Origin of the sequence: Psychrobacter sp. T6-5 (assembly GCF_052258485.2) — a bacterium.
In the GTDB taxonomy this organism is placed as follows: domain Bacteria; phylum Pseudomonadota; class Gammaproteobacteria; order Pseudomonadales; family Moraxellaceae; genus Psychrobacter.
The window spans coordinates 610,414-625,692 of sequence record NZ_JBQQEY020000001.1; the positions used below are offsets into that span (position 1 = coordinate 610,414).

A 15,279-nucleotide genomic window follows, 5' to 3' on the forward strand; every position below is an offset into this window, starting at 1 on the left:
TTGCTGCTGCTTTTAGTGATTTGTCTCAACCCTATTCATTGCCTTCATTCATCTTATCTGCGTCAATGGTACGCTGTCAGATGATTATAAAGATAACGGAGAAGCAACTTGAAAGATTTACTCGATATCATGCAAAGCCCTACCGGCAACGGTAATACAGAGTTTGATAGCATCCAAATTACCTTAGCCTCACCTGACGTCATCAAGTCATGGTCGCACGGCGAAGTAAAAAAACCTGAAACCATCAACTATCGCACGTTCAAACCTGAGCGTGACGGTCTTTTTTGTGCCAAAATCTTTGGCCCAGTAAAAGATTTCGAATGTTTATGTGGTAAATATAAGCGCCGTAAGTTCCAAGGTGTAATCTGTGAAAAATGTGGTGTTGAAGTCACCACTGCTAAAGTCCGTCGTGACCGCATGGGTCATATCGACCTAGCAAGTCCTGTGGCGCATATTTGGTTCCTAAAATCATTACCAAGCCGCATCGGTCTATTGCTAGACATGACGCTACGTGATATTGAGCGCGTTCTATATTTTGAAAGCTATATCGTGACTGAGCCTGGTCTAACTTCTTTAGAGAAGTACCAATTGCTTGATGATGAAGATTACTACAAAGCCCTTGAAGAGTTTGGCGATGAATTCACTGCCAAAATGGGTGCTGAGGCTGTACAAGACCTATTGAAAGATATCGATATGGATCTTGAGATTGATGAGCTGCGTGAAGCGATTCCGCAAACAGGTTCTGAGACCAAGCTTAAGAAGATGTCTAAGCGTCTTAAATTATTAGAAGCATTCCGTGATTCTAATAATAAGCCTGAGTGGATGGTAATGAACATCTTACCAGTACTACCACCAGATTTGCGCCCGCTAGTACCGCTAGAAGGTGGCCGTTTTGCGACGTCAGATCTAAACGATCTATATCGCCGTGTGATCAACCGTAACAACCGTCTTAAGCGTCTGCTTGAGCTGAGCGCGCCTGATATCATCGTACGTAACGAAAAACGTATGTTGCAAGAGTCAGTGGATGCGTTGCTTGATAACGGTCGTCGCGGTCGTGCCATCACTGGTAGTAACAAGCGTCCATTGAAATCTTTGGCAGATATGATCAAGGGTAAGCAAGGTCGTTTCCGTCAGAACTTACTTGGTAAGCGTGTCGATTACTCTGGTCGTTCGGTTATCGTTGTAGGTCCAACGCTACGTCTACATCAGTGTGGTCTACCTAAAAAAATGGCACTAGAATTATTCAAGCCATTTACTTATAACAAACTATTGTCTCATGGTTTGGCAACGACGATTAAAGCTGCCAAAAAGATGGTAGAGCGTGAAGAACCACAAGTGTGGGATATGCTGGCCATGGTTATCCGTGAGCATCCAGTACTTCTTAACCGTGCGCCAACACTTCACCGTTTGGGCCTGCAAGCATTTGAGCCAGTATTGATCGAAGGTAAAGCCATCCAGTTGCATCCGCTTGTTTGTACTGCATTCAACGCCGATTTCGATGGTGACCAAATGGCCGTTCACGTGCCATTGACCCTAGAAGCACAGCTTGAATCACGCGCGTTGATGATGTCTACCAACAACATCTTGTCACCTGCGAACGGTGATCCGATCATTGTACCATCACAGGATGTTGTACTAGGTCTATATTACATCAGTCGCTCGTCTATCAATGCCAAAGGCGAGAGCATGATTTTTGCGACCGTTAATGAAGCATTGCGTGCAATTGGTTCAAACGACCTACATGTAAACGCCAAGATCAAAGTGCGTGTCACTGAGACGCAAATTGATGAAGACGGTAACGAGACCAAAGAAACCAGTATTAAAGATACGGTTGCTGGTCGTTTGCTTATCTGGAACATCATGCCTAAAGGTATGACATTTGATGAGTGTAACCAAGAGATGACGAAGAAAAATATCTCTCGTTTGATCAACTCTTGTTACCGTAAAGTTGGCGTCAAAGAAAGCGTTATGTTTGCTGACCAATTGATGTATCTTGGTTTCGCACAAGCGACGCTATCTGGCGTGTCTATCGGTATCGACGACATGGTTATTCCACCACTGAAAAAGCAAATCATCGAAGTGGCAGAAGGCGAAGTTCGCGAAATCGAAGATCAGTTCGAGCAAGGTTTCGTAACTGCTGGTGAGCGTTATAACAAAGTAGTCGATATCTGGTCACGTACCAATGACAAAGTCGCTAAGGCGATGATGGATAACTTGGCAACAGATAAAGTTATCAATGCGCAAGGCGAAGAAGACGAGCAGAAATCATTCAACTCGATCTTTATCATGTCGGATTCTGGTGCTCGTGGTAGTGCGGCACAGATTCGCCAGTTGGCTGGTATGCGTGGTTTGATGGCGAAACCAGATGGTTCAATCATTGAAACTCCGATTAAAGCGAACTTCCGTGAAGGTTTGACGGTACTACAGTACTTCATCTCAACTCACGGTGCACGTAAAGGTCTAGCAGATACAGCACTAAAAACAGCTAACTCGGGTTACTTAACTCGTCGTCTGGTTGATGTGGCACAAGATTTGGTTATCACGAGTGATGACTGTGGTACTGAAGAAGGCCTACTCATGAAGCCACATATCCAAGGTGGTGAAATCATTGAGAAACTAGGTGAGCTAGTACTTGGTCGTGTGACTGCACGTGATGTGACGTATAACGATGATGCTGATAAAGTATTGGTTCCAGCTGGTACTTTGATTGATGAGTATTGGGTTAACGTCCTTGACAGCAATGCAATTGATGATATCTGGGTACGCTCAGTTATTACTTGTAATGTTGAGCATGGTGTTTGTTCACAGTGTTATGGTCGTGACCTTGCACGTGGTCATAAAGTGAACATTGGTGAGTCAGTTGGTGTTATGGCCGCTCAGTCTATCGGTGAGCCAGGTACTCAGTTGACCATGCGTACGTTCCACGTAGGTGGGGCTGCGAGTTCAGCATCTGTAGACAACAGCATCTCTGTACGTAATGCTGGTCAAGCGCACTTTGAAAACATGAAAACAGTACAGCATACCGATGGTCACTTAGTCATCGTGTCGCGTTCAGCTGAAATCGCGTTGACCGATGAGCTTGGCCGTGAGCGTGAGCGCTATAAAGTACCGTATGGTTCAAGCGTACTTGTAAAAGACGAAGAGCAGGTTGAAGGCGGTCAAACTATCGCTAAATGGGATCCGCATACGCATCCAATCATCACAGAATTTGCTGGTACAGCACGCTTCAGTGACATCACTGACGGTATGACTGCCACCGTGAAAGTTGATGATGCGACTGGTATGAGTTCATTTGAGATTCTAGCTACTCGTGACCGTTCAAGCTCAGCAAAAGACTTACGTCCTGCGATTATCTTGAACACTGACGAAGGTAAAGAAGTGGTTTACTTCTTACCAGCTGAAACCATCATCCGCGTGAGCGATGGTGAAAAAGTAGCAGCAGGTTCGATTCTAGGCCGTGTACCACAAGCATCTTCTGGTACAAAAGATATTACCGGTGGTCTACCACGTGTTGCTGATCTATTCGAAGCACGTCGTCCAAAAGATCACGCCATCATGGCAGAAATGACTGGTGTCGTAAGCTTTGGTAAAGAGACTAAAGGTAAGAACCGCTTCATTATTACCAATGAAGACGGTGAAGTACATGAAGAGCTAATCCCGAAATGGCGTCAAATCAACGTCTTTGAAAACGAGACGGTAGCACGTGGTGAAGTGATCGCTGATGGTCCACAGAACCCACATGATATCTTACGTTTGAAAGGTCAGACTGCACTTGCTGATTATATCGTCAACGAAGTACAGGACGTTTATCGCTTGCAGGGTGTAAAAATCAACGATAAGCATATCGAAGTTATTATTCGTCAGATGCTGCGTAAAGTTGAAATCACTGATGGCGGCGATTCAAGCCACTTCAAAGGTGATCAGGTCGAGTATGCAGATATCAAAGCGTTGAATGCGAAACTAGAAGCGGAAGATAAATTCCCAGTACAGTTCGAGCGTCAATTGCTAGGTATCACTAAGGCAAGTCTGGCAACTGAAAGCTTTATCTCAGCCGCTTCTTTCCAGGAAACAACCCGCGTACTAACTGCGGCTGCTGTGACTGGTAAAGTGGATGAGCTACGTGGTCTGAAAGAAAACGTGGTCGTTGGTCGCTTGATTCCTGCAGGTACGGGTCTTGCTTATCATAAGGCACGCAAAGAGAAAGCGGATCAGAAGCTACAAGACAATGATCTTAATGCAGCGTTTGATATGACAGCAAGCACTGATAGCAAAGACTTTGCAAGCTTTGATGAAGCCTTTGCTCAAGAGTTAAATCAAAATAATTAATCGTATTGAGTATTTTGATTCATTCCCAATGTAAGAAAAAGCCAGCCTAAGTCGCTGGCTTTTTTGTGTGTATAAAAACTGAGAAAGGCATGGTGCTATTATCTAAAAAAATAGTACACTGGAAAACAAGCCTCAATTTACTATCTATAGAAGGATAAGTCGCAAATGGCAGGTAAAACTCGCGTTGCCAAATATCAAGCAGATCGTACCAATCAAAAACTGTATTTTTGTCGTCTATCCTGCCAAACAGCAGGCAATACTAGCGATAAGCAGCTATATCAAGCCTATTGCGAAACCGCTATTTTTCATTTACATGGTGCGCTGCTGGCATTTACTCAAGAGCTGGGTCATTTTTATAGCTTAAATATGACCGCACCAACTTTGTCAGATATTGAGCAAGCACTAAGCGAGCGCACACAGGTATCTCCTGAGATTCAGCGCTTGCAGCAATTGCAGCAGCAAGGCTTTATTGCAAATATAGAGCGCGCTTATGAGCGTTGTCTTTATGCGGTACCACCAGATACGGTTGTGGATGAAAAACCAAGTAGCGATTTAGCCGCGCCCGACCTTATTGTGAATGTCGTTACTTTGTCAAATCAATGGTTACCTGATGAGGCAACGATAAGAGAATGGCGTAATCAGCTTTTAGAGCTGATCGAGCAACTACGTGCAGGGATGGTTGAGTTTTAGCAAGATGAGTCTGTCTGAAATATAATATCTACAAAAAAGGCTTGCTCAGTGATGACTGAACAAGCCTTTTTTTATATCGGTAATTAGAGATACTGGTAGATTATTCTGGCATCGGGGGCATACGCTGGACCGGTGTGACCGATAAAGGATTTTGCGGCACACTATCATTGCTACGGCTGCTACTTGTTTGAGCTACTGATGAGCTGCTAGTGTCTGCAGTGGGCTCGGGGGCTGCCGGTTTGCGCTGCTGAGTTTGAGTCTTGACCGGTTTTGCTGGTGCGTTGTTGTCAGAGATGTCGTCATCATCAGTTATAATACCATCATCGGTCATTTCTATAATTTGCTGCTGCTGCTTTTTAGATTTTGAGCGGTTATTGATAGATACCCATTGGTTTGGCGTGTCTTTGAGCTGAGCCTTCATAAAGTCCATCCAGACGGGCAGGGCAGCCACACCACCATACTCTCGGCGACCCATAGATGTTGGCTGATCAAACCCCATCCATACAACCGTTGCATTGGTAGGATGAAACCCTGCAAACCAAGCGTCTTTAGCTTCGTTGGTTGTACCGGTTTTGCCGCCAATATCATCACGGCCTAAGGCTTTTGCTCGTACTGCAGTACCACGCTGCACCACATCACGTAAAATATCTGCCATTTCAAATGCTACTCTAGGCTTTAATATTCTTGGTGCTTGTTTGGCTGCTATGTACTGTACGGCAGGTGCTTTTAGGCGATCTGATTGTGGACCAGCGTCATAGACAGTAAGGTCGATTGCTTCATCCGTTTCTTCTACATTTTCACTATTTTCTAGTTCTGTGCTTTCGGTAGCTGATTTATCAGTAGTACTGTTTTCGTCTTCTAATGACTTATTATATTCTTCTATCAGATTTTTATTAACCGCTTCAAGTTGCTCATTGAAGCATAAGGCGCAAGCCTGAAGTGGATTGGCCTGAAATAATAACTCGTTTTTATAGTTATAAATTTGCTCAATAAAGTAAGGTTGTACGCGGTGACCACCATTGGCAAAGGTTGAATACGCCGTTGCCATTTGCAATGGGGTTGCTTGTCCTGCCCCTAGAGCCAAGGATAAAGTTGTGGGTAGTTTTTCTTTATCTAGGCCGAACTCATCTAATAGATTACGCGCATCAGAAATGCCAATAGCTTGTAGGAGACGGATAGACACCAAGTTGCGAGATAAATACAAACCACGACGTAAGGTAATGTCACCTAAGAAGCGTTCATCAGAGTTTTTAGGTTTCCAGTCGCCTACTTGAATAGGGCGATCTGAAACAATACTGTCTGGATGATAGCCTTTTTCCAAAGCGGCGGTATAGACTAATGGTTTGATGGTTGAGCCAGGTTGGCGCCATCCTTGTAAGGCTCGGTTGAATTTACTATGTTTGAAATCAAAACCGCCTACTAATGCATTGACCGCGCCAGTTTCTGGATTTAATGAAACCAGACTACCTTGTATTTTGGGTATCTGCCCTAGCTGCCAATTACCATTTGCGGTAGGTATCACGCGGACAATATCGTTTTTGCTCACTATTTGGCTAGCATTATTAGGGTAGTAACCGATACGATTGGCAGAGATGTATTTGCGTGCCCAGCTCATGCCAGACCAATTGACCGTTACACTTTCACCAGACTGTAATGTCGCTTCAAAACTACGAGAGTTGACCTTAGTGACTTTGGCAGGAGACATATTGCTATAGCGCTGAAAGTTTTCAAGAGGCTCGTCATTTGCCTCTGCGCCGCGCCAGCCATGACGATGCTCATAAGCTACTAAGCCTGCTAATATGGCAGCTTCTGCATCGGTTTGTGCCTTACTATCAACAGTCAGGCGAACACGCCAACCACCATGCATCACCTGCTCACCGTAACGCTCGACTAGAGTCGCACGCGTCATTTCTGCCAAATAGGGCATATTAACGTCGAGTTTTTCTTGATACAGCTTAATGCCAACAGGGGAGTTGACGGCCTGATCATACTGAGCTTTTGTGATATAGCCCAACTCATGCATACGGCCAATAATCCAGTTTCGCCGAGTCAACGCGCGGCTAGGATTGGCAACAGGATTGTATTTAGAAGGGGCTTTTGGTAAACCAGCAAGCATTGCCATTTCAGCAATGGTGAGATTATCTAGTGATTTACTATAGTATTTTTTGGCAGCAGCGCGGATACCATAAGCGCCTTCACCCAAATAAATCTTATTGACATAGAGAGTAAGGATCTCATTTTTACTGAGCTCATCTTCCATTTTTCGCGCTACAAACAGCTCTGTCAGTTTGCGGTTTAGAGTACGCTCAGGACTTAAAAAGTAATTTTTGGCGACCTGCATCGTAATAGTTGAGCCACCAGTCTGACTGTCATCATCAGTCACCACTTCAGTGACTGCGCGCCCAAGACCTTTAATACTGATGCCACTATGCTGAAAGAAAGAAGCATCTTCTGCCGCTAAAAAAGCATGAGTCAAATCTTCAGGAATTTCATCAAATGTGACTGGTAACGATAAACGATTGCCGTATTGGCCGATTAATTTGTCATCGCTACTATAAATCTGCAATGGCATTTCTAAATTGGCAGTTTTTATCTCTTGAATACTTGGCAAAGTTGGCGATAAATACATCGCCATACCATAAAAACCAATAGGTACAGCAAGCGCTAAGATAACTGCCAATGCTAGGCAAGCGACAAAAAGTCCCACCAAGAAATGAATGAGACGAGCGGTAGCATTTTTTTTGGCCATAATAAGACTTATTCATTAGAATTTGTAGCGGATAACTTATTATACCTTGAACAAAATCAACAGGTCATAATAAATGTGTAAGTAGGCCTTAATATATTTTTAAACGCTTGAATCTATCAATTAAGTAAAGTATTGTATTCAATTATTACAAATAACTATCAGATTGTACACTTAATATAAGGTATAGAGTTTGTGAGGCTATTTACTTCGAAAAGTCGACATTTGATTGGTGTGGATATTTGTGCCACTTCAGTAAAAATAGTGGACATACAACGTCAACAAGGCATGTTCCACCTAAAATCCTACGGTATTGAGAGACTACCGGAAGGTGTAGTCGTCGACAAACTCCTAGTTGATACAGAGGCGGTTGGCAACATTATAGCGAGTCTAGCAAGACGTTGCCAAGTTGCGGGCAGTAATGCTGCAACCGCCGTATCAGGATCTGCCGTCATTACCAAAATTATTGATATGGATATGATGCTAAGCGATGTTGAGCGTGAAGCACAAATACGTTTGGATGCTGATCAGTATGTGCCTTATCCATTAGAAGATGTCAATTTAGATTTTGAGGTGCTAGGCCCATCTTTAGTGAGTGAGGACATGGTACAAGTACTACTTGCGGCCTCTCGCTCAGAAAACGTTGATCAGCGTGTTGATGCGTTGGCCTTCGGTGGCATGCAAACCAAGGTTATGGATATCGAGTCACATGCAATAGAGCGTGCTTTTGGACTGATGGCAGACAATCTACCAAATATGCCTGAGCTGGTCGCTTTGGTTGATATCGGCCATAATCAAACCACTTTATATATCGCAAAAAATGGTGAGTTCATTTATAGTCGCGAGCAATTATTTGGCGGTGTTCAGTTAACAGAAGCGATTCAAAACCGTTATGGGCTGTCAGCTGAAGAAGCAACGCTGAGCAAACGTGAGCGCACATTGCCTGATGACTACTATCCTGAAGTTTTGACCCCTTTTATAGAAAATACCATTCAGCAAATCACTCGTTCCTTACAGTTTTACTTCTCATCAAGTCAGTATAGTAGTATTGACCATGTGGTACTTGCGGGTGGTAGTAGCTCCATTGCAGGTCTTGCTGGGATGGCACAGCAAAAACTCGGTGTGAGCGTTAGTGTTGCCAATCCGTTTACCAATATGACCATTGCGCCTAACATTGATAATGAGCAACTGACCATTGATGCGCCAGGCTTAATGGCTGCATGCGGTCTTGCGTTAAGGAGCTTTGACTAATGGCTCGTATTAACCTTTTACCTTGGCGACAAGAAGAGCGCGAACGTCGCAACAAAGAGTTTATGACTCTAATAGTTGCAGTGACTTTGCTCACTTTATTGGCGGCTTTTGCTTCATGGAGCTATTTTAACAATGAGCTTGATGAACAGCTTGATGCTAATGCCTTGATTGAGCAAGAAAATGCACGTTTAGACACCGCATTGACTGAGATTGATAGTTTAGAGCAGCGCCGTGAAGATATTATCTCACGTATGCAGGTCATTCAAGATTTGCAAGGTCGTCGTCCTGTACCAGTACGCTTGTGGGATGATCTGGCAAGAGCGATTCCACCAGCGCTTTATCTAACCAATCTCAAACGCGAAGGCGATGTATTAACGTTGACTGGGCTGGCTGATAACCCAAATATTGTATCTAGCTTGATTCGTAATTTGGACAGTAGTAAATGGATGGGTAACTCAGCAGTTAGCAATATTCAACAGAACATTAGCGCTTATGAAGCGGCCCCTGTACTGAATAATACAGTCACTACGGCTGGTGAGCCACCGCGTCCAGTTTATCCTGAAGACAGTTATGTACAGTTCGTGGTGACGACTAAAGTACAATCAGAGACGCCTGTCCCTGCGGAAGATAGTGTGGGAGGGGAGTTATGAAGCTTGTCCGTAAAAAAAGCCTAATTAAGACCAAAAAAAGTGCTTCAAAACCAAAGAAGCAGTTTGATCTTAATGAATTTCGTCGCAGTTTTGAGTCACTAGACTCTGAAAACTATGGCAGCTGGCCGCTACCAGTGAAGGTGACGGTGATCGGTCTTATTATTACCTTTATAGCGGCCCTATCATGGGCGCTACCGATTAGTAGCAAAATCGATGAGATTAATGCTGCTGAAAGTCAGCAACAGACCTTGCTTGAAAGCTATCGCGAAAAGGAATCGCGTGCGCGTCACCTAGAAGCCTATCAAGCACAGGTCATTCAGATGGAAACGGAGTTTAATACCTTGTTAGACCAGTTGCCAAAAGATACGCGTGTGTCAGAGCTGGTAGAAGGTATCAATATGACAGGTGTCGGCAGTAATATTCGTTTTCAAGACATCTCTGTCGAACCTGAAATTGAAAATGAATTTTTCATTGAGCAGCCGATTCGCATTGCTGCTTTAGGTGAATATCATCAGTTTGGTAGTTTTATCAGTGGCCTTGCAGCGCTACCTCGTATCATCACTATGCATGATTTTGAGGTGAGTAATCCACAGCCGAGCTTAGACGTTTTACCTGAGCTTAATCTAGTCTTGCAAACCAAAACCTATCGTTCAAAAGAAGCGACTCCTGAAGATGAAGCAGCTCCTGCAGGTGATGCTGCCGCTACTGATGCAAATGCAGGAGGTAACTAATGAGTATGCAAAAACTACCCATGCTGTTGACTTTAAGTATCGCAGCGCTAGCGATGACTGGTTGTACGGATCGTATCGGTATGGCAGAGCAAGCGATGACTGACATCCGTAACCAGCCAGCGCAGCCTATCGAACCACCACCCAAAGCTGAACTGGTAGAAGACTTCGTCTATAGTGCAAGCTCACAGCGCAGCCCATTTTTACCACCGAGCTTGGTGAATGTAGAGGGTCCTACTACTTCTATTGATGGCGTGCGACCAGACATTACACGTGTAAAAGAACCACTTGAACAATACGAGTTATCGCAACTGGTTTTTCGAGGCGTGGTAGTGTCGCCTGAAGGTCAGCGATACGCACTGGTACAACGTCCTGATGGTTCAGTTGCTAGTGTGAAGGTGGGTGATTATCTTGGATTGAATGACGGCCGTATTGTTGAAATCACGCCGACCCAGATCAACTTGATTGAAATTGTGCCAGACAGCCGCGCTGGGTTTATTGAAAAACCCCAGTCGCTGGTATCCCCTATAAGCTAAGTCGGCAGATTTTTTGAGGAATAAATAATGACAGTACGCAATAACAAGGTAATGATGATGAGCAACCGCGTTTCTTCTGCTTTTGCCATTTCAGCACTGGCAGTCAGCATGGTGGCAGTAAGTAGTAGCGCACACGCTGCACAGCGCATCAATAATGTGTCTGTAGTGCAAACTGCACCAGCAGTGACACAAATGCGTTTGGGGTTCACAGGTTTACCAGTATTGCCTGCAGCCTATCAGCTTGATGATCCTAGCCGCTTGGTATTAGATTTTGAACAAGTACAAAACGGTCTTGCCAGTCGTTTCAACGAATACAATATCGGGATGGTTAATGATGTCACCACGTTGAGTAGCGATAGTACGACGCGTCTTATCGTTGGCCTCAAGCAGTCAGGCAATTATACAACAGCGATTGAGGGTAACGATCTACTACTGACCATTACAGATCCTGATCGCCCAGTGATTACTAGTGACCCTATACAAGATGTCCTTAATAACTCTAGCGGCATCACCACCACTGCAGTCGTCACGCCAATCGTCGAGACTAGTACGGTTCCTGTTGCGGCTGTTCGCACCACTAGTACGACAGTCGTAAAAAACGACGTGCCAGCTGACACGATGGTGGTGAGAGTTAATCCATTGTTGAACCCACAGCTTGCTTCTGCACAAGTAAGTAAACAGTACAGCTATGATGGTCTCAGTGCAGTCAATTTTTCGGCAGGTAATGATGGTGGCGGTAACGTCAGCATGGTACTTGCCAACGAAGCTATTCCGGTAGATGTACAACGCCAAGGTAATAAGCTTGTCGTACGTTTAACAGGCAGTACGGTCCCAAGAAACTTGCTACGTCGATTAAATATTAATAGTGGTCTGGTGAGTAGCATCGATACTAAAAACCAAGGACAAAATGGTGTCATCACCATTAACATGTCTGATGATTACGAGTATCAAGCTTACCAATCGGGCAATCAGTTAAATATTAGTATCAACAAGCCTGAACTGCTACGTGAACCGACTCTTGAGGAGAAAGTATATAGCGGCGAGCCACTATCCATGGAATTCCAAGACGTTGAAATTCGCAGCGTGTTAGATATTTTAGCGCAGTTTACCGAGATGAATATCGTTGCGAGTGACTCAGTCGCTGGCAACATCACCTTGCGTTTGATCAATGTTCCTTGGGATCAAGCACTTGATATTATTCTAAAAAGTAAAAATTTAGGCAAGCGCGAAAATGGTAATGTGATTTTGGTTGCGCCTTCTACTGAACTCGCTGAACAAGAAGCACGTGAGCTTGAAGCGCAGCAAGCCGTTCAATCTTATGCGCCATTACGTACTGAATATATTCGTTTGAGCTATGCAAAAGCACAAGATGTCCTGACTCTGATTTCTCAAGGAAGCGGCTCATCTGGTAGTAGCGGTATAGGCGGCACGAGCGGGCTTACAAATCGTGGAAATGACAATAATACGTTGCTGTCGGATCGTGGAACCGTAACGATTGATGAGCGTACCAATACCTTAATCGTCAAAGATGTGGCAAATAGTATTGAAAATATTCGTACACTAATTGGCAAGATTGATATTCCTGTACGTCAGGTTATGATTGAGGCGCGTATCGTGAGTGCAACTGACAGCTTTAGTAAGGAGATTGGGGTTCGCTGGGGAATCTTATCAAATGGTGCAGCCAATAACCGTAGCTTGTTAGTTGGGGGTAGCAACCAGACATTGGCAGACCTTAAAGATTTTGATATAGAAACGACAACTGTCAACGGGCAAACGGTTTCTTATCCTTCGTATGATATCAGTCGTCCGGATAACTTAAACGTTGACTTAGGGGTTGCTAATCCAGCTGGCAGTATCGCCTTTGGTTTACTGAGCCTTTCTGATGTGATGCTTGATCTTGAATTGTCAGCATTACAAGCAGACAACCGCGGTGAAGTCATCTCAACCCCGAAAGTGTTGACGGCCGACAAGCAAACCGCAAAAGTTTCTTCTGGCACCCAGATTCCTTATCAGGAAGCCTCAGCCAGTGGCGCAACCACAACCAGTTTTAGAGAAGCGGCACTGAGTTTAGAGGCGACGCCAAATATTACCCCTGATGGCAAAATTGGTCTACAATTGGTAATCACAAATGGTACGCCGACTATTATCAACAATCAGGTGGCTATCTCTGAGGATTCTATCTCAACCAATGTGATCGTTGAAGATGGTCAAACGGTAGTATTGGGTGGGGTCTTTAGAAACCGCACTAACAATAACGTGGACAAAGTGCCGTTTTTAGGCGATTTACCATACATCGGCCGTGCATTTCGTAAAGATGTGCGCAATAACAACAAGGAAGAGCTGTTGATATTTGTCACACCAAAATTGATCAATGATGGTACAAGTCGCTTGAATTAATCATAAATTTGTTGATTATTCACTAAAAAAGTAAGCCTTAGTGCTTACTTTTTTTTGTGCATAAACTTAGCATCTTTAATATTGCTAGCTATATGCATGGATTAATGGACGATAAGCTCTAAATATTACTAACAATAATCACAGCGCATTACTAGCCAGAATATCAATGACGTTGTATGATAGCTAATTTAGCTGAGTGAGTATTATGGTGCAGGAATTGCCGTCGGTGTTTTTAGTGGGTCCGATGGGAGCGGGGAAGACGACGATCGGTAAGTTACTGGCCAAGCAGTTAGGTCGCACTTTTGTAGATAGTGATTGGTATATCGAATCGCAAACCGGTGCTGATATTGCTTGGATATTCGCCAAAGAAGGTGAAGCGGGTTTTCGTGAGCGTGAAACGCGTGCCATTGATGAGCTGACTCAAACCCCTCAAATTGTATTGGCAACTGGCGGTGGCGCAGTATTGGCTGCTGAAAACCGAGAGTTCTTAAGACAGCGTGGCATCGTGGTTTATCTCAATGCCCCAGTCGATGTGCAAATGGCCCGCACTTCTAAAGACAAGTCACGGCCTCTTTTACAACAGCCTAATCCTAGAAAAATACTGCAAGATCTATATAGTATTCGCGATCCATTATATCGTCAGGTCGCGCATATTATTATGCCCACTGGCCACACTTATCCGCGTCATATGGTCAGCCAACTAATGCAGCAGCTAAACGCATTTTTTGATTGTACTGACACAACACTAAAAGACAATGAAGAGTAGACCGATATTATCTATTGATATTATCGGTAGGTATACTCAGCTACTTTTACCCAATTATAAATGCTTAAGGAGTGTCTCATGGCAACGTCACTGTTTCATGACAGCTTAACAGTTCGTACGCAAAGTCATGATTATCCAATCATTATTACTGAAGATGCGACGTCAAAAAATAGCAGTATGGCAAAGCAAGTCGCACCTTACATTAAGGGTTGCCAAGTATTGATCGTGACTAACGATACCGTGGCACTTCTATACTTGCAAGCTTTAAAAGATGAGCTAGCAGAGCAGTTTACGGTAAAAGTTTGCGTGTTACCAGATGGTGAGCAATATAAGAACCAGACAAGCATTGACCAAATATATGATGCGCTAATGGCAGAGCATTTCAATCGTGATGTCACGCTTATCGCACTTGGTGGCGGCGTGGTGGGTGATATGACAGGTTTTGCTGCGGCAAGTTTTATGCGCGGGGTCAACTTTATCCAAATTCCAACGACCTTATTATCGCAAGTCGATTCTAGCGTTGGCGGCAAAACGGGCATCAATCATGCGCAAGGCAAAAACATGATTGGCGCATTCTGGCAGCCGCAAATGGTGCTCGCTGATATGAGTACGCTCAAAACGCTGCCTGCACGTGAGCTGTCAGCAGGAGTCGCTGAAATTATCAAGTATGCGCTTATCATGGATGAAGCATTCCTGACATGGCTTGAAGAGAATTTACCTGCAATGATGGCGTTGGATTTGGCAGTACTTGGCGAAGCGGTGAAGCGCTGCTGTCAATACAAAGCAGATGTGGTCGCTCAAGATGAAAGAGAGTCAGGTGTGCGTGCTCTGTTGAACTTTGGGCATACTTTTGGTCATGTGATCGAGACCCATCAAGGCTACGGCAATTGGTTGCATGGTGAGGCGGTAGCAGCGGGCATGATGCAAGCGGCGGAACTGTCCCAAAAAATTGGTTGGTTGACCCTTGATGAGGTTGAGCGCATTAAGCGTGTTTTAATGCTAGGTAACCTGCCAACCAAACCGCCTGCCATTGATGTACAAACTGCTCTGAACTTGATGGGGCACGATAAAAAAGTGAAACACGGACAAATCCGGCTGATTTTGTTAAAATCAATAGGGAGTGCAGTATTGACCAATGATTTCGATAACGATCTGTTGCTCGAAGTATTGTCACAACACAGCGCATAAT

General features: G+C 44.3%; 10 protein-coding genes. 9 read left to right on the forward strand and 1 reads right to left on the reverse strand.

The annotated features are described in order from the left end of the window. Positions 1-108 precede the first annotated feature (108 nt). Both rpoC and ACTXGK_RS17280 read left to right on the forward strand, forming a co-directional pair. Positions 109-4,326 (forward strand): DNA-directed RNA polymerase subunit beta', encoded by a 4,218-nt coding sequence (rpoC, locus tag ACTXGK_RS17275; RefSeq protein ID WP_443516012.1) that lies wholly within the window; start codon positions 109-111, stop codon positions 4,324-4,326. A 165-nt stretch (positions 4,327-4,491) separates the two neighbouring features. Continuing rightward, positions 4,492-5,016, forward strand: a complete 525-nt coding sequence (locus tag ACTXGK_RS17280; RefSeq protein WP_443516010.1) for a DUF6586 family protein — start codon at positions 4,492-4,494, stop codon at positions 5,014-5,016. Between the two features lie 100 nt (positions 5,017-5,116). On the opposite strand, the gene ACTXGK_RS17285 is transcribed toward ACTXGK_RS17280, so the two are convergent. After that, the gene (locus ACTXGK_RS17285) at positions 5,117-7,765 is read right to left on the reverse strand and encodes a penicillin-binding protein 1A (RefSeq protein ID WP_443516009.1); all 2,649 of its coding nucleotides are present in this window, start codon (positions 7,763-7,765) and stop codon (positions 5,117-5,119) included. 192 nt (positions 7,766-7,957) lie between these two features. Between ACTXGK_RS17285 and pilM the strand changes: the two genes are divergently transcribed. The 7 genes from pilM (at position 7,958) to aroB (ending at position 15,278) form a co-directional block, all read left to right on the forward strand. After that, entirely contained in the window at positions 7,958-9,013 is a 1,056-nt protein-coding gene (gene pilM, locus ACTXGK_RS17290; RefSeq protein ID WP_071002928.1) for a type IV pilus assembly protein PilM, read from the forward strand. Then, positions 9,013-9,663, forward strand: coding sequence for a PilN domain-containing protein (locus ACTXGK_RS17295; RefSeq protein ID WP_394211738.1), 651 nt, complete (start codon positions 9,013-9,015; stop codon positions 9,661-9,663). The genes pilM and ACTXGK_RS17295 overlap by 1 nt, the downstream gene beginning before the upstream one ends. Next, complete coding sequence (gene pilO, locus ACTXGK_RS17300; RefSeq protein WP_443516007.1) at positions 9,660-10,394, forward strand: type IV pilus inner membrane component PilO; 735 nt, start codon at positions 9,660-9,662, stop codon at positions 10,392-10,394. The genes ACTXGK_RS17295 and pilO overlap by 4 nt, the downstream gene beginning before the upstream one ends. Beyond that, entirely contained in the window at positions 10,394-10,927 is a 534-nt protein-coding gene (locus ACTXGK_RS17305) for a pilus assembly protein PilP (protein ID WP_371532942.1), read from the forward strand. Before pilO ends, ACTXGK_RS17305 begins: the two co-directional genes overlap by 1 nt. Positions 10,928-10,954: 27 nt before the next feature. Then, positions 10,955-13,324 carry a type IV pilus secretin PilQ gene (gene pilQ, locus ACTXGK_RS17310; RefSeq protein ID WP_443516004.1) on the forward strand — a complete coding sequence of 790 codons (2,370 nt, stop codon included), beginning with the start codon at positions 10,955-10,957 and terminating at the stop codon, positions 13,322-13,324. 205 nt (positions 13,325-13,529) lie between these two features. Then, on the forward strand, positions 13,530-14,090 hold the full coding sequence (gene aroK, locus ACTXGK_RS17315) for a shikimate kinase AroK (protein ID WP_443516003.1): 561 nt from the start codon (positions 13,530-13,532) through the stop codon (positions 14,088-14,090). 78 nt (positions 14,091-14,168) lie between these two features. Then, positions 14,169-15,278, forward strand: coding sequence for a 3-dehydroquinate synthase (aroB, locus tag ACTXGK_RS17320; RefSeq protein WP_443516001.1), 1,110 nt, complete (start codon positions 14,169-14,171; stop codon positions 15,276-15,278). Position 15,279: the final 1 nt, after the last annotated feature.

Coding starts and splice junctions, on each gene's coding strand:
- aroB (WP_443516001.1), top strand. CDS start 14,169: ATGGCAACGTCACTGTTTCATGACAGCTTAACAGTTCGTACGCAAAGT.
- ACTXGK_RS17280 (WP_443516010.1), top strand. CDS start 4,492: ATGGCAGGTAAAACTCGCGTTGCCAAATATCAAGCAGATCGTACCAAT.
- aroK (WP_443516003.1), top strand. CDS start 13,530: ATGGTGCAGGAATTGCCGTCGGTGTTTTTAGTGGGTCCGATGGGAGCG.
- ACTXGK_RS17305 (WP_371532942.1), top strand. CDS start 10,394: ATGAGTATGCAAAAACTACCCATGCTGTTGACTTTAAGTATCGCAGCG.
- pilO (WP_443516007.1), top strand. CDS start 9,660: ATGAAGCTTGTCCGTAAAAAAAGCCTAATTAAGACCAAAAAAAGTGCT.
- ACTXGK_RS17285 (WP_443516009.1), bottom strand. CDS start 7,765: ATGGCCAAAAAAAATGCTACCGCTCGTCTCATTCATTTCTTGGTGGGA.
- pilQ (WP_443516004.1), top strand. CDS start 10,955: ATGACAGTACGCAATAACAAGGTAATGATGATGAGCAACCGCGTTTCT.
- ACTXGK_RS17295 (WP_394211738.1), top strand. CDS start 9,013: ATGGCTCGTATTAACCTTTTACCTTGGCGACAAGAAGAGCGCGAACGT.